This is a genomic window from Gemmatimonadota bacterium (assembly GCA_040388535.1).
Lineage (GTDB): Bacteria > Gemmatimonadota > Gemmatimonadetes > Gemmatimonadales > GWC2-71-9 > Palsa-1233.
Genome location: JAZKBR010000007.1, coordinates 107,197 through 129,477 on the forward strand (window position 1 = coordinate 107,197; position 22,281 = coordinate 129,477).

The window sequence follows — 22,281 nt, forward strand, 5'->3', positions numbered from 1 at the left end:
AAATAGACTCAGGTCGCGGGCGCCGGAACGGCCCGTGCCGCCGGTTGGACGAATCGGAAGGTGACTCCCGCCACACAGAGCATCGTGAAGCCACCAAGCCAGAAGGGCCAGTTCGTGCCGAGGCGCTGGAAGGCGATGGTGCCGAAGATCGGCGCGATGACGCGGGCGATCCCTGCGAAGGTCTGTGCGACGCCCATCGTGGTGCCGAGTTCGTTGGGGTCCGCCACGTGCGAGATGAGCGACGTCGAGGCCGGGAAGAGGAGCGCGGTACCGATCGGCACGAAGGGAATGATGAAGACCAGCGACCACACCGTGGGAGCCGTAGTGTAGAGCAGCAGCCCGAACCCAAGTGTGATGGCGCCGGCGCGCATCGCCCAGACTTCGCCGATCTTGTCGACCACGGGGCCGAGGAGCAGCGAGCGGAGCACCAGCGCGAGCAGGCCGTTGTACACGAAGAAGTAGCCGATGGTCTTCTCGTTGACGCCGAAGCGCGAACCGAGCCAGAGTGCCAGAATCGAGGTGAGCAGCGAGAAGGCGAGCATTCCCATCCCGTAGACCCAGATCAGCCGTTCGACCTTGCCACCAGGATTGCGAAGCACTTCCCAGGCGCCGTGCCAGACAGGCTTCCGCTGGGTGACCTGCCCGAGCTTTTCCGCCGGACGCGACTCGGGCAGCCACTTCCACGCCGCGAGCACGTTGAGGAAGCAGAGCGCAGCCGCGAAGTAGCCCGGCGCCTCGCGTCCCATATGCGCCGCGAGCGAACCAATGGCGGGACCGACCATCACACCGGCCGATGTCGCGGCCGAGAGCCAGCCGAGGGCACGCGCGCGATCGCTCGGCGCCACCGTGTCGGATACGTACGCCTGCGCGACGCCGGTGGTCCCGCCGCCGGCGCCCTGCACGATGCGCGAGAGGAAGAGGAGCCAGAGTGCGTTGGCGAGGCCGAAGACCAGGAAGGCGCAGGCCGAAGCGAGCAGGCCGATCATCAGGGCGGGGCGACGACCATACTTGTCGGAGACCCGCCCCCAGATGGGCGAAGCAATCAGCTGGGTGATCGAGAACGACGCGATCATCCAGCCGATGATCTCTGGCGTGGCCTGCAGCTTGAGCGCATAGAACGGCAGCAATGGCAGCACCATCGCGAAGCCGAGCATGTCGACGAAGTTCACGGCGATCAGCACCGAGAGCTGACGGAACTGATCGCGTTTGAGCTGGGGAGTCGCGGTCACGTGGTGGCCCGGCCTCGTTCGGCAAAGTAGAAGGCCATCGTGGAGATGGCGGTGAGCACGACACCGTATGCGGCGGCAACGCCGATCTCGCCCTGACGGATCGCGCCGAGAATCTCGAGCGAGACCGGGCGCGTGTCGTAGGTATACAGGATCACCGAAGTCATGAAATCCCCGAGACCGGTCACGAATGCGAGGGCCGTGGCGCCAGCAAGCGCGGGCCCTAGCAGCGGCAAGGTAATGGTGCGGAATGATCGCCATCCGCCGGCGCCGAGCGATGTTGCGGCCTCATCGAGCGCGGGGTCGAGCCCGCGAATCGCTCCGACCAGCGCCCGCCCTACAATCGGCAGTGCCCGCACCAGATACGCCAGCGGCAGCAGCCAGAGCGTGCCGATCAGTACGAAGCGTCCGGCACCGGGTTGCAGCCGCGAGAACATCGTCGCAAGGGCAATCGCGTAGACGGTGCCCGGCACGGCCCACGGCAGCGCCAGCGCTGCCTCGAGGGTGCGCGACAGCCGCCGCTTCGGGTCGCGCGCGGCCACGGCCACGCCAAGGGCGAGGATCGCGGCCGCCGCGGCAGCGAGCGTCGCCATCCAGAGTGAGGTCCCGAACGGCCGCCAGCGCGCCGGTTCCGCCACCAGCGCCACGTAGTTCCCCACGGTATATGCGCTCGGCAGGGCGGTGTTGTTCCACGCGCCGATCGGCACGAAGCTCACGACGACCAGTGCCAGGTGCGGCAGCAGCAGCCACGCCGTGGCAGCCCACGCAATGATTCCGACCACTTTGCGGGTGCGCGGGCTCGATGCCCGCGGCGCCGGAGCGAGCCCCTTCCCTGCGCCGCGTGTGCCGGGGCCGCCGAGTCGCGAGGCAAGCAGCAAGGCAATCAGGGCGAGCGCCACCAGCGCGAGGGTCTCGACCATGGCGACCGAGATGTCACCATTGAGTCGCGTGGTGACCACCTGTGTCGGCAGCACCCGGAAGCCGCCGCCGAAAACATAGGGGGCCGAGTAGGAGGCGAGCGATGAGAGCGCGGTAAGAAGAGCGCCATTGCCGATCGCCGGGCGGAGCAGCGGCAGCACGATGGTACGGATCGCGCGCCAGCGGCCGGCACCGAGCGCAGTCGCGGCCTCGAGCAAGGCCGGGTCGAAGGTCGCGAGGGCAGCGCGCACCAGCAGATAGGTGTAGACGTACATCGTGGTCGCGTGGATCAGCACGACGGCGAAGGCACCCTCGAAGCGCCACGGCGCCTTCTCCGCGCCGGTGACGGCCATCACCGCCCGCGCAATGACACCACTCTCGCCATAGAGGAAGAGAAAGGCGACCACGCCGACGAGCGGCGGCAGTACTGCGGGAAGGGTGAGCAGCGCCGAGACAACGCGCCGGCCGGGGAAATCCACCAGCCGGGTCGCGAGTGCGAGCGGCACACCGATGAGGGCGCCGAGCACCACGCTGACCACGGCGAGCCAGAGCGAGTTCCAGGCGGCGCGCCATTCGTTCTTCTCGACGAAGAAGGCGCGCACCGATTGAAAAGTCCATGCGCCATCGACGCGGACGGCATCGATCGCGACCAGCGCGAGCGGTTCGACCACCAGCCAGGCCAGCAGGAGGAGGAGTGCCCAGCCGGCCAGCTTGCGGTTCACGCGCCGCGATCCGGGTAGGCGTGCGCGCCGATACCGTTGGGGCGCACTCGCAGCTCGGCCCCGATCTGCACGTCGCTCGCCTCAACCATCACCTCGAGTTCTTCGCCGCTCGCGAGCAGCAGGGTGATCACCGTGCTTGCGCCGGCGAAGCGGCGAGCACGCACGACGCCAGAGAGCGGGCCGGCGGGGTCAACGGTGGTGGCCTCGGGACGCACCAGCAGGAGCACCTGCCCCAGCATCTGCAACGGACCGTTCGCGAGCCAGCGCACCCCGGCCGCCTCAACATCGAGATGACCATCGTGCATTCCCATTACCCGACCGTGCAGCGTGGCGGTGCGACCGACGAAGCCCGCCACGAACGGCGTATCGGGATGGCGGTAGAGATCTTCTGGCGTACCGACCTGCTCGAGCTTGCCGAGGTGGAGCACGGCGATCCGATCGGCGAGATCGAACGCCTCTTCCTGTTCGTGGGTCACCAGGATGGTGGTGATCCCGATGCGACGCACCAGCTCGCGGAGTTCGCGGCGAGTCCGCTCGCGGAGTGATGGGTCGAGGTTCGAGAGCGGTTCATCGAGCAGGAGCACGCGCGGCCGCGGCGCGAGCGCACGAGCGAGTGCGACACGCTGCTGCTGGCCGCCGGAGAGCGCGGTCACTGCGCGATCGGCATAGCCGCCGAGATCGACGAGTGCGAGCACTTCGTTCACGCGCGCAGTGCGATCAGTGGCGGAGAGCTTCTCGCGCTCGAGGCCATAGGCGACGTTCTCGCCAACTGTGAGATGCGGAAAGAGGGCGTAGTGCTGGAAGACCATGCCGCAGCGGCGATCGAGCGCCGATTTTGCCGTGACATCTTCGCCATCAAACTTGATGCTTCCCGCATCGGCCTGCTCGAATCCCGCAATGAGCCGCAGCAGCGTGGTCTTGCCGCTGCCACTCGGCCCCAGCAGGGCAACGAGCTCTCCCTCGCCCACGGCAAGCGAGACGTCGGCGACAACCGGCGTCTCGCCGAACTTCTTTGCCACGCCGGTGAGTGTCACCGTGCTCATTATTGCTGCTTCCCGGTGCCACGCACCCGTTGATCCCAGTAGCGCATCCACCCCGCTCCTTCCTTCGCGAGCAGCGGCCAATCCATTGGCGCCGTCACCATCTTCTTCTCGACCTCGGCGACCCAGGCCGGCACCCTGTTTAGCGGCAGGTCGCGACGCGCCGGGAGCCGCCAGACCTTCTCGGCCGTGAGCACCTGCGCATCGATCCCGCCAACATATTCGATGAATCGCTGAGCCGCGAGGCGATGCTTGCTGCCCCGCACAACGCCGATCGCGTCATCGATCACCACCGTGCCGCTGGTGGGAAAAGTGTAGCCGTAAGGGAGCCCCTTGGACTTCGAGATCAGGACGTCGGGGAGGTCCCACAAGGTGATGAGCCCTTCCCCCCGCGCCAGCATCTGATCGAGGATCGCCGGGTTCAGCGCGTAGGTGCGCGTCTGGCCATCGAGCAACCGGAGCCACGCCATCCCGGCCGCCGTGTCGCCATTGCTCCGGAGCCCGCGCTGGATCATCAACCCCCAGATCGCGCGCATCGTGCCGCTCGCCACTGGATCGCGGATGATGACCTTCTCGCGCCAGTGCGGCGAGAGGACGTCATCCCAGTCCTTCGGCGCCTCGGCCTCGGTGACCAGGGTCGAGTTGTAGGCGATGACAGCCGGCGTGCGGTAGACCGGATAGTAGAGATCGTTGGGGCCGATGCCGGTGGTGTCAACCGATTTCCACCACGACGGCCGATACGGCTCGAGCACGCCTTCCTTGATGCCGCGATCGAAGATCGTGGTCGGACCACCAAACCAGAGATCGGCCACCGGGTTGGGGTTCTCGAAGCGGAGCCGATCGAGAATCTCCTGGCTCCCCATATCGAGCCAGCGGACATCAATATCGGGATTCTTCTTCTCGAAATCGCGCTCGAGCAGTTCGAGCTGCTCGCGCACGTGTGGCGAATAGAGCGTCAGCGGCTCGCGACCATCGCCGCACCCCGGGAGGAGCAGCGCGAGAAGGAGAGCCGCCCGCTCAATGCGCAACGCGGGGCTGGCCGAGGGCAAGGAGATTGGCGAAGAGGCGCCACGCGCCCGGGATCGCCGCCGGGAGCTGTCGATTGAAGGAGAGCCCGGTGTAGATCGCGGTCCCCTTCCCGACGCGCGCCACCAGCAAGCCACCCTCGCGCGCCACGTCGTCGGCGTCGTGGGTCTCAAGAATCGGCGTCCACGCGGGATCCCAGCTGCGCGCGAAGTCGAGGCCGCGCTCCTGGATCCAGTCGTCGAAATCGAAGTCCGTAATCTTGTTCGGACTCAGCAACGCAGGGTGAGTCTTCGCGAGGAAGGTCACCTTGGCCTTCTCGTCGGTGACGCGATCCATCGGGTTGTTGATGAGGAACGGCTTCGGCGCAAAGTTGCCGCGCATGTACGGCTGCTGCTCGTACTGAATGAGCAGGGTGCCGCCGTTCTGCAGCCAGCGCATCAGCCGCGGGTGGGCGCGTCGCAGCGATTCATCCGCCTCGTAAGCGCGCGCGCCGAGCACGATCACCTTGAAGCCGTCGAGCGACCCGCGCTCGAGCGCCTCGCCGGTGAGCAGCTTCACCGGAAGCCCACTGTTGAGCAGCGCCTCGGGAACCAGGTCGCCACCGCCGCGCACATAACCAATGGCTGCCAGCACCGGGAACTTCACATCGGCCACTACCACCGTGGCCTTGGCCGTGGTGAGAATGTTCCGCGGCCCGACGTGCGGATAGCGAATCCGGTAGAGGCCCTTGTTGAGCGTGTCGGCGCCTTGCAGCACGAGGGCCGAGAGTTCGTATTCACCCGGTGGCTGATTGAGCGGACCCGTCACCACAAAATCCACCGTCGCGCGTTCGCCCTCGCGAGTGAACTTCACCCTCTGCGGCGCCGCGGCCTTCCAGGTCGGCGGCAGCACCAGCGACACCAGCACTTCGCTGCTGTCCTTCGCCAGATTCTCGAGCGAGACCCGGAACGGATGCTTCGTGGTGTTGCGAGGCCAGAGCAGCCTGTCAGGCGACAACTCGACCGCCACGCGCGGCACCACGGCCACACCGCGCCGCACCTCTCCGAGCACCGGATCGAGGAAGCGCGCCTGCACTTCCTTGCGAGTGCGGATCTCGTTGCCGTTCCGCGGCTGCACGATGAACTCGGCCTGCAGCGCCGGCGCCTCGAACGGTTCGCCCCACGCGAGGCGGGAACCAGTCCAGCGATACATCGCGCCAGCACGAGGTGCATTGAGGAAGTAGGGTGCGGTGTAGACACCCGGCTTCCACGCGGTTGCAGTGTACTTGCAGGTGTAGAGTGCGCCCGGTGCGAGCGGGGAGAGTTTGCCCAGGCACTGGTCACCGCGCTGTGCGAAGCCACTCCCCGTGGAGGGGCGCGAACCGACGTTCACGGTATCCTTGCCGCCATTCCAGATCGACAACGTCACGGTGAGTTCCTGCTCGGGCACGACCTCGTCGTCGTCGGTCGTGGCATCGAGCACGATCCCCGATTCGATCAGCTGCACGTTGTCGCGATGCCGATCGTTCACGGGCGCCGGTTCATTCGGCACGCCGGCGAAGACGGCAGTATCCGGCCCGGTGACGCCCGGCGCCTTTTCGATGAGGCCGAGACGCGGCGACGAGGGTCCGAGATTTTCGAGATTCCCCTGATTCTGCGATCGGTGCTGATCGCGACTGCGCACCGCGAGCTGGCGGTATGAGAAGCCGGTCACCGGATCGGTCGCGCCACCATCGAGGGTGATGAGCGGCCCCGGCGGTGCGGCGCCGTAGTAGGAGCGGTAGAACTTCGCGACGGTGTACGGCTCGAGCCCTTCCTCGCGCTTGAGTTCCGGGAAGCGGGTGCTGTCACCGGCCGCGTGGAATGCGTCGAGCGCGACGATGCCGCTCGCCTGATGATGGCCGTGGCCGTCGGCCGGGGTTCCCGACCAGACCGAGATGATCACCTGTGGCCGGAAGCGGCGGATGATCCGCACGGCATCCTTCAGCACCGAGTCACGCGGCCAGAACTCGAAGGCCTCGGCAGCGTGCTTCGAGAAACCGAAGTCGAAGGCCCGGGTGAAGAACTGGTGGCCGCCATCGACCCGCCGCGCCGCGAGCAATTCCTCGGTACGGAGCACGCCGAGTGCGACGCCGAGTTCGTTGCCGATCAGATTCTGGCCACCGTCGCCGCGCGTGAGCGAGAGATAGGCAGTCTCGACTCCCTGCCCCTTGGCGAGAATCGTCAGGATCTCGGTGTTTTCATCGTCGGGGTGGGCGCCGATCATCAGGGCGCGGCGCCAGTTGCCGACCAGCCGGCGTTCCTCGGCGAGGCGCGCGACACCACCGGTCCCCGCGCCACCCGTCTGCGCGACGAGGGGGAGTGCGGGCAGAGCCGCGATGAGGACCGCGGCAGCGAGATGACGAAGTGGCAAGTTCATTCCGGAGTGTCTGGGGAACGCGGCTTGGCGGGGGGAGGTTCCCTGCCGATGGCAAAGGCCAGGATGAAGGCGATCAGGGCAGCGAGCAGGAGGGTCTGTCCGGCACCGCCGCCGCCTGCACCAGAGAGGAGCAGGAGCATCCCCACCGATACGCAGATGGTGCCGACGCCGCGGAGCACCTCATCGAGGTTGCGCCACGCCGTCTGGCGACCCCAATGGATGGCACCGGCGAGACCGATCACGCCGAGAACCAGGATGCCGTACCAGACCCAGATCCAGTAGCGCCTGCCGATCATCGGCCACTCGAGTGCAGGGGGTGTCGCGGAGTTGCGCAGATTGCCGGAGAAACGGTAGCGGTCGATGGCACCCGGGCCAAGGGGTCACCCCACCTCAGGGCGACAGACCGGGCAGGGGCAGGCCTCGAGCAACCCCCGGAAGGTGTAGATCCCGGTGCTGTGGCCGTCGTTCCAGCGGATTCGGATGCCGTAGGCCCCCACCAGTTCCAGCCCGTCGGCGTGGACATCGAAGGGGACGGAATCGGGGTCGAGAATCGGCCGTCCGGTCATCTCCTCGACACAGGCGGCGCAGGGGCAGGCGAGGCGGAGCGCCCGCATCCCGAAGCTCCCCACGTGCCCCACCCCATCCCAGTCGAACTCGATCCGGTCGCCGCGCCGACGAATCGCCTTCGGGACCACATCTCCAGCCATCAGCAACGCTCCCGACGCGGTTAGTTTATGGGCTCGCTTTGGAATCTTAGCCCATATGGGGCCTGCCATGAGCCATCCTGATCCGTTCAATGCGCGCGCTACCCTCGCCACCAAGGAAGGGTCCGCGGTCATTCACTCCATCGAGGCACTCGAAAAGGCCGGGTTGGCCAGACTCGATTCCCTCCCCTTTTCCATCCGGGTGATGCTTGAGAATGCCCTGCGGCACGTGGGGCGGGGCTTCGTCACCGAAGAGCACGTGAAGACGCTCGCCGCGTGGACACCGGCTCGGGCCGGCCAGGGCGAGATCCCCTATATGCCCGCCCGCGTGGTGCTCCAGGACTTCACCGGCGTGCCCTGTGTGGTCGACCTCGCCGCGATGCGCGACGCGACGGCCCGGATGGGCGGCGATCCCGAGCGGATCAACCCGGTGGTCCCCTGCGACCTGGTAATCGATCACTCGGTGCAGGTCGACCATTATGGCAGCGCCGAAGCCTTCAAGCTCAATGTCGCGCTGGAATTCGAACGAAACGCCGAGCGTTATCAGTTGCTGAAGTTCGCGCAGCGCGCCTTCGAGAATTTCCGGGTGGTGCCGCCGGGCACCGGCATCGTGCACCAGGTCAACCTCGAATATCTCTCGCCCTGCATCCAGCTGCGCGATCAGTACGGCGCCCTCACCGCCTATCCCGACACGGTGGTCGGCACCGACTCGCACACGACGATGATCAACGGCCTCGGCGTGATGGGCTGGGGAGTGGGCGGCATCGAAGCCGAAGCGGTGATGCTCGGCCAGCCATATTTCATGGTGGTGCCCGAAGTGATCGGGATGAAGCTCACCGGCACCATTCCCGCCGGCTGCACCGCGACCGACCTGGTGCTGACGGTGACGCAGATTCTCCGCAAGCAGGGCGTCGTCGACAAGTTCGTCGAGTTCTTCGGACCGGGGCTCTCGGAACTCCCGCTCGCCGATCGCGCGACGATCGCGAACATGGCCCCGGAATACGGCGCCACGATGGGCTTTTTCCCGGTGGACGCCGAGACGCTCAAGTATCTCGAGCGTACCGGGCGCGACGAAGCAGCGGTGAAGCTGGTTGAAGACTTCTGCAAGGCGCAGCGCCTTTTCCGCACCAACGACACGCCCGATCCGATGTACAACGCCGTGCTCGAGCTCGATCTCGGCACCGTCGTGCCGAGCGTGGCGGGACCGAAGCGGCCACAGGACCTGGTCAAGCTCACCGAACTCGAGCGCAACTTCGCAACCTCGCTGCCAGGGCTGATGCAGCCGACCGTGCCCGAGCAGCGTCGCGCGCAGGCGGCAGCGGCACTCTCGCGCTGGAGCAACGAGGGTGGCGCGGTGGCCACCACGCCGGAACCGCTGCTCCGCTACAGCTGCGACATCAACGGCGAGACGCACGAGCTCCACGACGGCTCGGTGGTTATTGCCGCCATTACGAGCTGCACCAACACCTCGAACCCGAGCGTGATGATCGGCGCGGGGTTGCTCGCGAAGAAGGCGATTGCCAAGGGGCTGCGGACGCGGCCCTGGGTGAAGAGTTCCCTCGCGCCGGGCTCGCGCGTGGTCACCGATTACCTCGACAAGGCGAAGCTCTCCGACTCGCTCGACCAGCTCGGCTTCCAGACCGTGGGCTATGGCTGCACCACCTGCATCGGCAACAGCGGCCCGCTGCCGGAGGCGGTGGCGAAGGCGATCGAAGATCACTCGCTCGTGGCCGCGTCGGTGCTCTCGGGCAACCGCAACTTCGAGGCGCGGGTTCATCCGCAGGTGCGCGCGAACTACCTGATGTCACCGATGCTGGTGGTGGCGTTTGCGCTGATCGGCCGGGTGAATGTCGACCTCGACAAGGAGCCGCTCGGCATTGGCGATGACGGTACGCCGGTATTCCTGCGCGATATCTGGCCTTCACCGAAGGAGATTGCCGATGCGATGTCGGCGGCCGTCGGGCCCGATCTCTTCCGGCATCAGTACGGCAACGTCTTCAAGGGCGACCAGGAGTGGCAGGACCTGAACGTGCCGGGTGGCTCACGCTTCGCGTGGGACCGCAAGTCGACGTACGTGCAGGAGCCGCCGTTCTTCATCGATATGGCGAAGGACGAGCACGATCTCACCGATATCTCGGGCGCACGGGTGCTCGCGATTCTCGGCGACTCGGTCACCACCGACCACATTTCGCCGGCCGGTGCGATCCCGAAGAACGGGCCGGCGGCGCGTTACCTGATCGAGCACGGCGTGGAGCAGCCCGACTGGAACACCTTCGGTGCGCGCCGCGGCAATCACGAAGTGATGATGCGGGGCACCTTCGGCAACGTGCGGATCAAGAACCGCCTGACGCCGGAGAAGGAAGGAAACTGGACGCTGCACATTCCGAGCGGCGAAGTGATGAGCATCTACGATGCCGCGATGAAGTACATCGCCGACAGCACGCCGCTGGTGCTGCTGGTGGGCAAGGAATACGGCACCGGCTCTTCGCGTGACTGGGCCGCCAAGGGCACCACCCTGCTGGGCGTGAAGGCCGTGATCGCCGAGAGCTACGAGCGAATTCACCGCAGCAACCTGGTTGGGATGGGCGTGCTGCCGCTGGCGTTCGAGGCGGGCAAGAACGCGGAATCACTCGGACTCACCGGGAAGGAAGTGATCGGCATCAGCGGCATTGCCAGCGGGCTGGTGCCCGGTGGCAAGGTCACCGTGACCGCGACGGATAGCGCTACCGGAAAGAGCACGACCTTCCCGGCCATCGTGCGGCTCAACTCGCCGGTGGAACTCGAATATCTCCGCCACGGCGGGATTCTCCCTCGCGTGCTGCGGATGTTCGCGAAGGCGTAGTTCGCGGCGCTCCGAAACGAGAAAGCCCCCGCCGATTGGCGGGGGCTTTCTGTTTGTGAGGCAGCGCCGGAGTTACGCGACGAGATCCTTGAGCTTTTCGCCGGTCTCGCCTTCACGCAGGCGGACGAGGGCGCGGTCGCGGAGCTGACGGATCCGCTCGCGGGTGACGCCCATCATCCGGCCGATCTCCTCGAGGGTGCGCGGCTGGCCATCGTCGAGGCCGAAGTAGAGCCGGAGCACCTTGGCGTCACGCGGCGGGAGCGAGTCGAGCGCGGTCTCGATGTCGGCGCTCTGCGAGCTCGCCATCGTGTGGGCGTCGGTCCCTTCCTGCTCGGCCAGCGCGAACCGCTCCATCCGCTCGTTACCATCGCCCTCACGGGTCGGATGGTCGAGGCGCACGGCCTCGGTGTTGAGCGACGAGAGCGAGCGCACCGCTTCTTCGGTGAGGCCGGTGGCGCGGGCGAGCTCTTCGGTGGTCGGCATCCGACCCAGCTTCTCCTTGAGAAGCGTGGTGGTCTTGCCGAGGCGCGAGAGGTCGGCAGTACGGTTGAGCGGTACCCGGACCGGGCGGCCGTGACGCGCGATTGCTGCCTGCACCGCCTGACGGATCCACCAGACGGCGTAGGAAATGAACTTCACGCCGCGATCCGGATCGAACTTGCGGGCAGCCGTCATCAGGCCGAGGTTGCCCTCGCCGATGAGATCGACCAGCGGAACACCACGATTCTGGAACTTCTTGGCGACTGAAACGACGAAGCGAACATTGTGACGCGCCAGCCGCTCCTGGGCCAGCACATCGCCATTGAACGCCTTTCGCGCCAGGTCCATCTCTTCTTCACGGTTCAGCAGGGGGACCCGCGAGATCTCGTCGAGGTACAGATCGAGACTCTCACGTCCCTCGTCCACCGCCCGGGCAATCTGCGCCGGACGGAGGGACCGCCGCTTCCCGCGGGCACGAATGGTCACTGCGTACTCCTATTCCTTCAGACCCGCCCTGGCGAGTTCGGCGCCCCAAGCACCGACCCCCCGTCGCGGGATTATGTCAACAAAATCGAGCTAAAATAACAAAAATCGACGCGTTGCGCAACTACAATTGCAAGATGTTGTGAAACATACGGTTAGGCAGTGCTCTCATCCGTGAAACACCGGACCCTGCCTGCTAACAGTACGCCTTCACTGCCCCGCTGGTTCCTCAACGTCGCCGGGCACTCATCCCTTTCATGCGTAAAAGGGTGCGCCCCGCCGTCAGAAGTATGACGCGCGGGGCGCAGATTAAGTCACACCCCACCACGGGGTTGGCCGTCAGCGGCGGGTCAGAGCGCCTTGATTTCGGCCACCAGCTTGGTGAGCGAAGCCTTGGCGTCTCCGAAGAGCATCGCGGTCTTGGGATCGTAGAAGAGCTCGTTCTCGATCCCGGCGAAACCCGCACTCATCCCCCGCTTGAGGACCAGGATACTGCGTGCCCGGTCTGCATTAAGGATCGGCATCCCGTAGATCGGTGAGGAGGGGTCGGTCCGGGCGGCCGGGTTCACCACGTCATTGGCCCCGACCACCAGTGCCACGTCGCACTGGTCGAACTGGTCGTTGATCTCATCCATGTCGTACAGCCGATCATACGGCACATTCGCCTCGGCCAGGATCACGTTCATGTGGCCGGGCATTCGTCCGGCGACCGGGTGGATCGCGTACTTCACTTCTCCACCATGCTTCTCGATCAGCTCGGCCAGCTCGCGCACCACGTGCTGCGCCTGGGCCACCGCGAGTCCATATCCCGGAATCACGATCACGCTGCGGGCATAGGCGAGCTGGACCGCGACATCTTCAGCAGTCGTCGCGCGGACGGAGAGCCCCTCGGTGCCGGCGCCGACAGCCGCCGGGGCACCACCGAATGCTCCGAACAGCACATTGGTGAGCGAACGGTTCATCGCCTTCGACATCAGCATCGAGAGCAGGAAGCCGCTCGCACCGTTGAGGGCACCGGTGATGATCAGCACGTTGTTGCCGATCGCGAAGCCGGTGGCCGCCGCCGCGAGGCCCGCGTAGGAGTTGAGCAGCGAGACCACCACCGGCATATCGGCGCCGCCGATCGGCAGCACCATGAGGATGCCGATGCAGAACGAGAGCCCGAGCATCAACCAGAAGGCCAGCGGGTTCGCCGGATTCCAGACCAGCCAGCCGAAGAGACCAACCGTGCCGGCCAGCAGGCTCAGGTTCATCACATTCTGGCCCGGCCAGGTGATCGGCTTGCCGGGCAGGACTTCCTGCAGCTTGCCCCACGCCATCACCGAGCCGGTAACGGTGAGCGCGCCGAAGAGAGTCTCGAAGCCGAGGGCGGCCATGGTGCCCGAGGAGATCTGCGCGCCGAAGTCGTGGATGATCCATTCATTGACGCCGACGAGCGTCGCGGCGAGTGCCCCGAATGCGTGGGAGATCGCGACCACCTGCGGCATGCCGGTCATCTTGACGCGGGTGCCGAGCGGGATGCCGATGACGGTGCCGATGATGACGCCGGCCACAATCCACTGGTAGGTGACGATCTCCTGCACGAAGAGAGTGCCGATGACGGCGAGCAGCATGCCGATGGCGGCCTGGTTCATTCCCGACCGGGCACGATCCGGATGGGCCAGCGACCGGAGACCGAGGATGAAGAAGATCGAGGCGGCGAAGTAGGTGCCTTGCGTAAACAGGTCGCGCATTACTTCGCCTCCGCCGACTTGTCTGCTCGCTTGAAGAGCTTGAGCATCCGGTCCGTGATGATGAAGCCGCCCACCACGTTGATCATCGCGCAGGCCACGGCGAGGCAACCCAGGATGTTGCTGATGCGGTGGTCACCAGAGCCGGCCGCCACCAGTGAGCCAACGAGCGAAATGCCGGAGATGGCGTTGGTGGCAGACATCAGTGGCGTGTGCAGCAGCGGCGGCACGCGCGAGATCACCATATATCCCACGAAGCCGGCGAGCACGAACACGTAGAGCTGAATCACGACTGTCGCATTCATTTCGAGCCTCGGGATCAGCGGGTGGCGCCGGCGTGCGCGATGCACATCGCGCCGGTGATTTCGTCGGAGAGATCGACCTGCAGCTTGCCATCCTTGCGAAGGTGCTCGATCAGGGTCTGCACGTTCCGCGCAAACATCTGCGAGGCGTGCTGCGGCATCGCACTCGGCAGATTGAGAGTACCGATGATCGTCACACCATGGTGAACCACCGTTTCGCCCGGCACGGTGAGTTCGCAGTTGCCGCCGGTCTCGGCCGCGACATCCACGATCACCGAGCCCGGCTTCATCTTCTCGACCGTGGCGCGGAGGATGAGGCGTGGCGCGGCGCGGCCGGGGATCGCGGCCGTCGAGATCACCAGGTCGGACTGGGCAGCCGCACCGTCGACCGCTTCGATCACCTTCTTCTGCTGCTCTTCGGCCAGTTCCTTGGCATAGCCGCCGGCCGTTTCGGCATCGCCGGCGATCGCCTCGGGGGCGAGGAACTTCGCGCCAAGGGAGAGCACCTGTTCGGCCGCCGCTGCGCGGACGTCGAAACCGGTGACCACAGCACCGAGCCGGCGGGCGGTCGCAATCGCCTGCAGCCCGGCGACACCGGCGCCGAGTACCAGCGCCTTGGCGGGTGTCAGCGATCCGGCGGCGGTGGTGAGCATCGGGAGGAATCGCGGCAGCGCCGCAGCGCCGATGAGGGCGGCACGATAGCCCGCGACCGTGGCCTGCGACGAGAGGACGTCCATCGATTGTGCGCGGGTGATCCGCGGCACCTTCTCGAGAGCCAGAATGGTGACCTGCCGGGCGTTGAGCGCCGCCACGGCCGCCGCACTGTCGCCCGTCGTGAGGGCGAGCACCACCGCTCCGTCGCGAATTACGGAGCCGACCGGGCACTGCACCGCGCAGATCAATTCGCTCTGCCCCACCGTGGCTGCATCGGCGAGTTCGGCACCGGCGGCCGTGTAGGCCTCATCGGGAAAGAAGGCGCCGGCACCGGCACCTCGCTCGACGACGACACTGTCTCCGGCCTTGATGAGACGGGCGACGGCATCCGGGACAAGGGCCACGCGACTCTCGCGGGCGGCGGTCTCCTTCAGCACTCCAATACGCATCGGCTGGCGGCTCCATTGGTGGTCCGTGGACTTTCACCACGGGTAATGGTACCGTGCCCGCATGCCTCCCGCACCTCGACGTCCCGGTATCCACAAATTTGGCGGCGCCTCACTTGCCGATGCCGCTGCCATTCGTGGCGCCGTGGAGATCATCCGCTCCCGCTCTTCCCCGCGCGTCATCGTCCTCTCCGCCCTCGCGGGAGTGACCGAGCAACTCCTCGACGTGCTGAGCCAGGCCACCGCAGGCAATGAGAGTGGCGCACTCGCCGCGGTCGCCGCATTTCGCGCCAATCACCGCGCGGTGGTGTCGGGATTGCTGCCCACCGCCGACCGGCGTGCCCTGCGTGATGTCATCGATGCCACCAGCGATGAACTCGAAGCGCTGGCCCGTTCGCTCGCGGTGTTGCGTGAAGCGTCGCCACGGGTCCGCGATCACGTCGTCGCCCGCGGTGAGCGACTCTCGGCGCGGCTCGTCGCTGCGGCGCTGGAGGCAAAGGGAGAGAAGGTTGCCTTGGTCGAACCGTCGGATGTGATCATCACCGATGGTCCCTACGGCGGCGGCACGCCCAATCTCGTCGCCACGCGTGCCGCCGCTCGCACGGTGCTGCTGCCGCTGCTCAAGCGCGGCGCGACAGTAGTCGTGCCCGGTTTTCTTGGCCGCGCTCCCGATGGTGGCACCACGACGCTCGGCCGCGGTGGTTCCGATCTGACGGCGACGATGCTCGGCCGCGCGCTCGATGCCGAGAGCGTCACTCTCTGGAAGGATGTGCCCGGCCTGCTTACGGCCGACCCGCGCGTGGTGCCCGATGCGCGCCTCCTACCGCACGTTCACGTGCGCGAAGCGGCCGAGCTGGCGTACTACGGCGCCAAGGTGCTGCATCCGCGGGCGTTGCTGCCGCTGGCCGACACCAACATCCCGCTCTTCCTGCGCCCCTTCGGAGATCCGACTGCGGCGGGAACCGAGATCTCGACGCGCCGCGACAGCCATCGCTCCCCGGTGCGCTCGCTGTCGGCCGTACGGGAACAGGCGCTGGTCACGGTGAGCGGCACCGGTATTCTCGGCGTGCCCGGCATGGCGGCGCGGACCTTCGGCGCCCTCCAGGCGGCCGGGATCTCCGTGTCGCTGATCGCGCAGGCGTCGTCGGAATACACCATCGACTTCACCGTGCCGGCCGATGCCGCGAAGCAGGCGGTGTCGGTGCTGCGTCACGCCTTCCGCGCCGAGATTGCGCAGGGTGAACTCGACGGGGTCGAATTGCGGGCCCGCATCGCGATCATCGCGGTGGTCGGACTCGGCATGGCCGGACATCCCGGGATTGCGGCGCGAGTGTTCGATGCGCTCGCCGATGGCGGCGTCAACGTGGTGGCGATCGCGCAGGGCTCGGGCGAGCAGAACATCTCCGTGGTGGTCGACGAGGCGCAGGTCTCGGAGGGGTTGCGCCGGATTCACGCGGCGTTCCAGCTGGGCAAGCTTGGCGGCGGACAGTCGCATCGGCGCACCGGCTGTGATGTGATCCTGCTCGGCGCCGGGACCGTGGGACGTGCCGTGCTGCGACTGCTGACCCGGACCCCGGAGAAGTTCACCACGGTGCGGATCGTCGCGGTGGTGGACCGGAGTGGTGCCCTCATCGATGGCGCGGGGATGAGCACGCGCACGCTCAAGCAGATCGAGGCCGCCAAGGGAGAGCACAAACAGCTCGCCTCGATGGAAGGCGCCACCAGGGGAACGCCGCACGAGATCATCGCTCAGCTCACGCAGCGCGCGCTGGTGCGGCCGATCGTGATCGACTGCACCGCCGACGACACTGCCGCGCTGCTCACGACGGCCGCCGAAGCAGGCTGGGACATCGTCCTCGCGAACAAGAAGCCGATTGCGGGGCCGTGGGCGAAAACAGCCCGGCTCCGTGAGGCGCTGGCCCGTGGCGGTGGTCGACTCCGCCACGAAGCGACTGTTGGTGCGGGAACGCCGATCATTCTTGCCGTCGAGCAACTGATCGCGACCGGCGACAGGATTCGCTCGCTCGAGGGTTCGCTCTCGGGCACACTCGGCGTCGTACTCAGCGGCCTCGATGCTGGCGAGCCCTTCTCGGAAGTGGTCTATCGCGCACTGCGCGAGGGATATACCGAGCCCGATCCGCGCGACGATCTCGGCGGCATCGATGTGGGGCGCAAGGCGATCATCCTCGCACGGATGCTCGGGCAAACACTTGATGTGGGCGATATCGCGATCGATTCACTCGTGCGCGGTGGCGCGCGACTCTCCCGCGAGGCGTGGCTCGCCGCACTCCCCAAGGATGACCCGTGGTGGCGCGCGAGGGCGGAGGCGGCGCGGGCGAAGGACCGCTCGCTCCGCTTTGTCGCACGGGTGACGCCGCGAGCGGTGAGTGTACAATTGCGGGAAATGCCGCGGAGCCATCCGCTCGCGCAGCTCGTTGGTTCGGCGAATCAGCTGGTGATCTCGTCCGATCGTTATCACGAATCACCGTTGGTGATCACCGGGCACGGCGCAGGTCCCGAGGGGACTGCTACCGGCGTGCTGGCCGACCTCCTCACGCTGGCGTCGATCTGATGCGCACGAGTGCGACAGCGTACGCACCGGGTTCGGTGGGCAATGTCGGACCCGGACTCGACATCCTCGGCCTCGCGGTGGCCGGTGCTGGCGATGAAGTGACGCTCACCTGGAGTGACGCAACCGGTATCACGGTGCTCGATGCCGGTCATCCTGATTTGCCTTCGGCCGCCGCGAAGAACACCGCCGCGATTGCGGCACAGGCGGTCTTCACACGTGCCGGGATCACGCGCGGCGTGGAGCTGCGAGTGCACAAGGGGTTGCCGCTCTCAGGGGGCCAGGGTGGCAGTGCCGCATCGGCCGTGGCCGGCGCGGTGGCCGCGAACTTCCTTGCCGACGCCGGTCTCGACAGCGCGGCGCTGCTGGAGTGTGCCCTCGTTGCGGAGAGCACCGTGGCGGGTCGCCATGCCGACAACCTCGCGCCGAGCCTGCTGGGTGGGCTCGTGCTGGTGCGCAGCCTCGAGCCGATGGATTTCATTCGAGTACCGCTCCCTTCGCAATTGCGAGTAGTGCTCGCGCATCCCGATCAACGGTTGCGCACACGCGATGCGCGCGCGGTGTTGCCGGCGGACGTCTCGCGGGCCACCGCGCTGCAGCAGGCCGCCAACATCGCTGCGATGGTGATGGGCGCAGCATTGGGTGATCTCGCCATGCTCGGGCGCGCGCTCGACGACAAAATCGCCGAGCCGGCACGCGCGCCACTGCTGCCGGGATTTCTCGCCGCGAAGGCCGCCGCACTCGCGGCCGGTGCACTCGGCTGCTCGATCAGTGGTGCCGGGCCAACCGCCTTCGCGCTCGTCGATGGTGAGAGGATCGGCGCCGCCGTCGCGAGCGCGATGAGGGCCGCATATGCCGCCGCGGGAGTCACTGCAACGGTACGCGTGACGACAGTGGACAACGATGGAGCACGGGTCTGGTGACTGAACGACTGAGCTGGCAGCGTTGCGACGACTGCGCGCACGAACTCGACGAACTCGATGCGGCACCTCGCTGTCCGGCGTGCGGCGGGCTGCTGGCAATTGTGCATCGGACGCCGCTACTGCAGGGAGAGGCCCTGCGGACGTCGTTTGCCGATGCCTGCTGTGCCCGCCCTTCGCGGAGTGCCTCCGGAGTCTGGCGCTTCGGCGAGGTGGTCCTGCCCACGGCAGTGGATGTGGCGGTGTCGCATCCCGAGGGGAATACCCCGCTGCTGCAGCGGAAGAGCCTGAGTGCATTCGCCGGCGTCGAGGCGCTGCACTTCAAGCACGAAGGGCATAATCCGACCGGCTCGTTCAAGGATCGCGGGATGACTGTGGGGGTCACTCAGGCGAAGCGAATCGGCGCGACCGCCGTCGCCTGTGCGAGCACCGGCAACACCTCCGCTGCACTGGCATCATATGCGGCGCACGCCGGGATTCCGGGGCTGGTCTTCATTCCCGATGGTCAGGTCGCACTGGGCAAGCTCACTCAGACGCTGGCTTACGGCGCGCGCACGCTGCTGGTCGATGGCGACTTCGATGCCTGCCTGCGCCTGGTGCAGGCCGCGGCCGATGAGCTGGGCGTCTACCTGCTCAACTCGATCAACCCGTTCCGGCTCGAGGGACAGAAGACCATCGTCCTCGAATTGCTGCAGCAATACGACTGGGAGCCACCCGACTGGATCGTGTTGCCGGCCGGGAACCTCGGCAACACGGCGGCATTCGGAAAGGCGCTCGACGAAGCGATGGCGTGGGGGCTGATCACCCGACGTCCGCGCCTCGCCTCGGTGCAGGCCGCGGGTGCGGCGCCGTTCGCGGCGGCGTTCGATCGCGGCTTCGATCGACTCGAGTCGGTCGAGGCGCACACGATTGCCACCGCGATCAAGATTGGTGCGCCGGCATCATACGGCCGTGGCGTGCGAGCGATCCAGAACTCCAATGGCTGCGTGTTGAGTGTGAGTGACGAGGAGATTCTCGAGGCGAAGGCGGCCATTGATCGGGCCGGGGTCGGCTGCGAACCTGCGAGCGCAGCGTCGCTCGCCGGGGTCCGCAGCCTGCGCCGCCGAGGCGTGATTGGCGCCGGCGAGCGGGTCGCGGCGGTGCTCACCGGGCACATTCTCAAGGACCCGGGGATCCTCCAGCGGATGCACCAGGAGGAGTCGCCACCACCGGTCTGGGCCAACGCTCCGATTCGCATCTCGGCCACGACTGAAGCGGTCCGCCGTGTCCTCGAGGCCTCACCCTGAGGAAATACACGACGAAATCGTTGCCTCACCACCACAGGTGGACTTGATTCCGGCGTGGCGACGCGACACTCCGCCACGGTAGATGGTGGCTTGAAAGCAACACCTTTGCCCCAAAGCAAGTCAGGGCAACAACTTACGTTTTCCTGGGGTGGTGGGCACCGGCTTTGCTATTATTAGCGAGCAATCGGTGACCTCTTCCGGCGCCGAACCCGAGGGAAGTATGCGAAATCCGTTGCGCTCAATCGCTCTGCTGGCACTTCTTGGCTCGCTCGCTGCGGCTCCGCTGCGCGCCGATGACCCACCCAAGGCATTCTCGAGCAACTTCGGCCTCTCCGGCGGCATCATCGCCACAGGCGACCAGATCACGGCGACGTATTACGGATGGGAAGGGACCACGGTCTTCGGTCACACCATCTGGGCGATGACGACCGCGCAGTATGCGCAGAACCTCACCAACAACTGTTTCTGGTGGGTGGCGTGCGGCAGCCTCACCGGCACGTCGCTCTTCACCAAGCCGTACGGCGTCAGCAACAACGACAACCTGAATAATCCGGCTGTCAGCCAGTTTGCCTGGACCATCGGCACCGAGATCATCTTCGCGCTGCAGGTCGATCAGGGAGACGGCTTCAACTGGTTCTTCTCCGGTGATCCGGCGCGTAACAGCGACGGGCTCGCGCATCTCGCCTATTTCTCGCCGCAGGCTTTCCCCGACGGCGTGCCGGGGAATGGTGGCCAGGGCTTCGTGCCGAACACCGCCGGCAAGAGCCTCTTCGGCTTCGAAGACGTGACCTATCAGCACAGCGACTGGGACTTTGACAACTCGATCTTCGCGCTCGATAACGAGACCGTCGGCGTGCCGACCGACGTCGTGCCCGAGCCGGCCACGCTGACACTGCTTGGCAGCGGGCTCGCCGGCCTCGCCGGGGCACTGCGCCGACGTCGCCGCCGTGAGGCAACGTCTCCAGAGTGACCGCGTCGCCATCGGCCGGTAGCCACCGGATCACCACGAGGCCGGCCTTTCAGGCCGGCCTCGTCGCGTTCGTGGTCGGGTTGCTGGCGCAGTGGTGGTCACATGAATACCATCTCGTCTTCGCCTTCTGGGACTCGCAGGCGCATCTCGATATCGCACGGCGCATCGTCGATTCCACCACGCCGGGAATCCAGATGCTGGGCACCGTCTGGCTGCCGATTCCGCATCTGCTACTGTTGCCGTTCACGCTCATCGACAGCTGGTGGCAGAGTGGCATGGCCGGTGGCGTCGTGGGCTTGCTCGCATATGTCGCGATCGTCGCGAGCGTGCACGACCTCCTCGTGCGGCGCACCGGCTCGCTCCCACTCGCCTGGATCAGCACCGCGCTGGTGTTGCTGAATCCTTCCCTGCTCTACCTCCAGACCACCGCGATGACGGAACCGGTGCTCCTGGCTTTCATCACCACCGCCGTCGTGGCTATCGATCGCTGGAACGACAGCGGCAAACCGCAGACATTGCTGACCGCCGGCCTGCTCGCAGCGCTCGCCGTCGGGAGCCGCTACGACGGCTGGTTCTTCGTCGCGATGGCGGTGCCGGTCGTGACCTGGCTTTCATGGCGCAGCCAGCGTCGCTGGTTCGCTGACACGCTGCGCTTCGCGTTGCCGAGTGCGTTGATGGCGGCGCTCTGGTTCGGATACAACTACGCCTTCTTCGGCGACCCGCTCGAGTTCCAGCGCGGCATCTGGTCGGCACAGGCGCAGCAGGCCGCTCTCGCGGCCCGCGGACTGCTACCGACCAAGGGTGCCCCGCTCCTCGCCATCGGCTACTACCTCGGCGCGACCGCGCTCGTGTCGGGCCTGATCGTGACCACCCTCGGGCTGCTCGCGACGCCGTTCCAGTTCCGGCGCATCGGGCGCAACGCTCCGGCGCTGCTGCTGATGACGGCGCTCCCGTTCAACATCCTCGCCCTCTGGGGCGGCCAGAGCGTCATCGCGCTGCCGTGGACGACTCCGGCCGGAATTCTCAATGTCCGCTACGGGGTGATGCTCCTGCCGGGACTCGCCGCGATGCTCGCGATGGGCCTCGCCATGGCGGCTGATTGGCGTCCAGAGTGGGCCCGGGGCACACTCCTCGCTGGTATGTTGGTCGTGCTGGCGCAGGGATCGCTCTTTTCGCGGGATTGGCCGGCGAACGCTGGCGCCCTGCGGGAGGGCCTCGCGATCCGCGACGGCGACCAGCGGCAGCAACGGGCCTCTGACTGGCTGGCCGAGCACTACGATGGCGGCCGGGTACTGGTGGATGGGGCAGTGAATCTCTCGCCCCGTACCAGGATTCCGCTCCGCGACCGGATCTACGACTGGACCTGGCAACTCGGGCAGGCCGCCCTGGCCGCCCCCGACCGCGAGGTCGACTGGGTGATCGTCGATGGGCAGGACAGTACTGATGCGGTGTCCCGCGCCATCGCCCGGCGCGCCGGTTTCGCCGACAAATTCGACCGTGCGTTTGCCGACGGTGGCCTGGAGATCTGGCGACGCCGTTGATGGTCCGGCAGCAAGGAGGAGTATC

17 protein-coding genes are annotated in these 22,281 nt (G+C 66.6%); 6 read left to right on the forward strand and 11 right to left on the reverse strand.

Annotated features, from left to right (window positions below; translation table 11 throughout):
- Nucleotides 1–8 precede the first annotated feature (8 nt).
- The 7 genes from V4558_13925 to V4558_13955 all read right to left on the reverse strand — a co-directional run bounded on the left by V4558_13925 (nucleotide 9) and on the right by V4558_13955 (nucleotide 8,036).
- Nucleotides 9–1,229: an MFS transporter gene (locus V4558_13925; GenBank protein MES2306603.1), complete on the reverse strand. Its 1,221-nt coding sequence runs from the start codon at nucleotides 1,227–1,229 to the stop codon at nucleotides 9–11.
- Entirely contained in the window at nucleotides 1,226–2,866 is a 1,641-nt protein-coding gene (locus tag V4558_13930) for an iron ABC transporter permease (protein MES2306604.1), read from the reverse strand. Before V4558_13930 ends, V4558_13925 begins: the two co-directional genes overlap by 4 nt.
- A complete protein-coding gene (locus V4558_13935; protein MES2306605.1) occupies nucleotides 2,863–3,909 on the reverse strand; it encodes an ABC transporter ATP-binding protein in 1,047 nt (348 codons plus the stop codon). The genes V4558_13930 and V4558_13935 overlap by 4 nt, the downstream gene beginning before the upstream one ends.
- A complete protein-coding gene (locus V4558_13940; protein MES2306606.1) occupies nucleotides 3,909–4,934 on the reverse strand; it encodes an extracellular solute-binding protein in 1,026 nt (341 codons plus the stop codon). The genes V4558_13935 and V4558_13940 overlap by 1 nt, the downstream gene beginning before the upstream one ends.
- On the reverse strand, nucleotides 4,924–7,329 hold the full coding sequence (locus V4558_13945; GenBank protein ID MES2306607.1) for a PIG-L family deacetylase: 2,406 nt from the start codon (nucleotides 7,327–7,329) through the stop codon (nucleotides 4,924–4,926). The genes V4558_13940 and V4558_13945 overlap by 11 nt, the downstream gene beginning before the upstream one ends.
- The gene (locus V4558_13950; protein MES2306608.1) at nucleotides 7,326–7,625 is read right to left on the reverse strand and encodes a hypothetical protein; all 300 of its coding nucleotides are present in this window, start codon (nucleotides 7,623–7,625) and stop codon (nucleotides 7,326–7,328) included. Before V4558_13950 ends, V4558_13945 begins: the two co-directional genes overlap by 4 nt.
- 84 nt (nucleotides 7,626–7,709) lie before the next feature.
- Nucleotides 7,710–8,036, reverse strand: coding sequence for a DUF971 domain-containing protein (locus V4558_13955; protein ID MES2306609.1), 327 nt, complete (start codon nucleotides 8,034–8,036; stop codon nucleotides 7,710–7,712).
- A gap of 67 nt (nucleotides 8,037–8,103) precedes the next feature.
- On the opposite strand from V4558_13955, the gene acnA reads away from it, so the two are divergent.
- Nucleotides 8,104–10,875: an aconitate hydratase AcnA gene (gene acnA, locus V4558_13960; GenBank protein MES2306610.1), complete on the forward strand. Its 2,772-nt coding sequence runs from the start codon at nucleotides 8,104–8,106 to the stop codon at nucleotides 10,873–10,875.
- 72 nt (nucleotides 10,876–10,947) lie between these two features.
- Here the strand turns inward: acnA and V4558_13965 are convergent, their stop codons facing one another.
- The 4 genes from V4558_13965 to V4558_13980 form a co-directional block, all read right to left on the reverse strand.
- Nucleotides 10,948–11,841, reverse strand: a complete 894-nt coding sequence (locus V4558_13965) for a sigma-70 family RNA polymerase sigma factor (GenBank protein ID MES2306611.1) — start codon at nucleotides 11,839–11,841, stop codon at nucleotides 10,948–10,950.
- Nucleotides 11,842–12,188: 347 nt separating this feature from the next.
- Nucleotides 12,189–13,571 carry an NAD(P)(+) transhydrogenase (Re/Si-specific) subunit beta gene (locus V4558_13970; GenBank protein MES2306612.1) on the reverse strand — a complete coding sequence of 461 codons (1,383 nt, stop codon included), beginning with the start codon at nucleotides 13,569–13,571 and terminating at the stop codon, nucleotides 12,189–12,191.
- Nucleotides 13,571–13,873, reverse strand: a complete 303-nt coding sequence (locus V4558_13975; GenBank protein MES2306613.1) for an NAD(P) transhydrogenase subunit alpha — start codon at nucleotides 13,871–13,873, stop codon at nucleotides 13,571–13,573. The genes V4558_13970 and V4558_13975 overlap by 1 nt, the downstream gene beginning before the upstream one ends.
- A gap of 14 nt (nucleotides 13,874–13,887) precedes the next feature.
- Nucleotides 13,888–14,973, reverse strand: coding sequence for an NAD(P) transhydrogenase subunit alpha (locus tag V4558_13980; protein MES2306614.1), 1,086 nt, complete (start codon nucleotides 14,971–14,973; stop codon nucleotides 13,888–13,890).
- A gap of 61 nt (nucleotides 14,974–15,034) precedes the next feature.
- Between V4558_13980 and V4558_13985 the strand changes: the two genes are divergently transcribed.
- The 5 genes from V4558_13985 (at nucleotide 15,035) to V4558_14005 (ending at nucleotide 22,256) form a co-directional block, all read left to right on the forward strand.
- Nucleotides 15,035–17,542, forward strand: a complete 2,508-nt coding sequence (locus tag V4558_13985; protein MES2306615.1) for an aspartate kinase — start codon at nucleotides 15,035–15,037, stop codon at nucleotides 17,540–17,542.
- On the forward strand, nucleotides 17,542–18,462 hold the full coding sequence (locus V4558_13990; GenBank protein ID MES2306616.1) for a homoserine kinase: 921 nt from the start codon (nucleotides 17,542–17,544) through the stop codon (nucleotides 18,460–18,462). Before V4558_13985 ends, V4558_13990 begins: the two co-directional genes overlap by 1 nt.
- Nucleotides 18,459–19,745 carry a threonine synthase gene (gene thrC, locus V4558_13995; GenBank protein ID MES2306617.1) on the forward strand — a complete coding sequence of 429 codons (1,287 nt, stop codon included), beginning with the start codon at nucleotides 18,459–18,461 and terminating at the stop codon, nucleotides 19,743–19,745. Before V4558_13990 ends, thrC begins: the two co-directional genes overlap by 4 nt.
- Before the next feature lie 220 nt (nucleotides 19,746–19,965).
- Nucleotides 19,966–20,715: a PEP-CTERM sorting domain-containing protein gene (locus tag V4558_14000; protein MES2306618.1), complete on the forward strand. Its 750-nt coding sequence runs from the start codon at nucleotides 19,966–19,968 to the stop codon at nucleotides 20,713–20,715.
- Nucleotides 20,712–22,256: a phospholipid carrier-dependent glycosyltransferase gene (locus V4558_14005; protein ID MES2306619.1), complete on the forward strand. Its 1,545-nt coding sequence runs from the start codon at nucleotides 20,712–20,714 to the stop codon at nucleotides 22,254–22,256. The genes V4558_14000 and V4558_14005 overlap by 4 nt, the downstream gene beginning before the upstream one ends.
- The last annotated feature ends 25 nt before the right edge of the window (nucleotides 22,257–22,281 follow it).

Excerpts from the sequence above, each read along its gene's own strand:
- V4558_13950 (MES2306608.1), bottom strand. The coding sequence starts at position 7,625 with ATGATCGGCAGGCGCTACTGGATCTGGGTCTGGTACGGCATCCTGGTT.
- V4558_13955 (MES2306609.1), bottom strand. The coding sequence starts at position 8,036 with ATGGCTGGAGATGTGGTCCCGAAGGCGATTCGTCGGCGCGGCGACCGG.
- V4558_13970 (MES2306612.1), bottom strand. The coding sequence starts at position 13,571 with ATGCGCGACCTGTTTACGCAAGGCACCTACTTCGCCGCCTCGATCTTC.
- V4558_13935 (MES2306605.1), bottom strand. The coding sequence starts at position 3,909 with ATGAGCACGGTGACACTCACCGGCGTGGCAAAGAAGTTCGGCGAGACG.
- V4558_13985 (MES2306615.1), top strand. The coding sequence starts at position 15,035 with ATGCCTCCCGCACCTCGACGTCCCGGTATCCACAAATTTGGCGGCGCC.
- V4558_13975 (MES2306613.1), bottom strand. The coding sequence starts at position 13,873 with ATGAATGCGACAGTCGTGATTCAGCTCTACGTGTTCGTGCTCGCCGGC.
- V4558_13990 (MES2306616.1), top strand. The coding sequence starts at position 17,542 with ATGCGCACGAGTGCGACAGCGTACGCACCGGGTTCGGTGGGCAATGTC.
- acnA (MES2306610.1), top strand. The coding sequence starts at position 8,104 with ATGAGCCATCCTGATCCGTTCAATGCGCGCGCTACCCTCGCCACCAAG.
- V4558_13945 (MES2306607.1), bottom strand. The coding sequence starts at position 7,329 with ATGAACTTGCCACTTCGTCATCTCGCTGCCGCGGTCCTCATCGCGGCT.
- V4558_14000 (MES2306618.1), top strand. The coding sequence starts at position 19,966 with ATGCGAAATCCGTTGCGCTCAATCGCTCTGCTGGCACTTCTTGGCTCG.
- V4558_13980 (MES2306614.1), bottom strand. The coding sequence starts at position 14,973 with ATGCGTATTGGAGTGCTGAAGGAGACCGCCGCCCGCGAGAGTCGCGTG.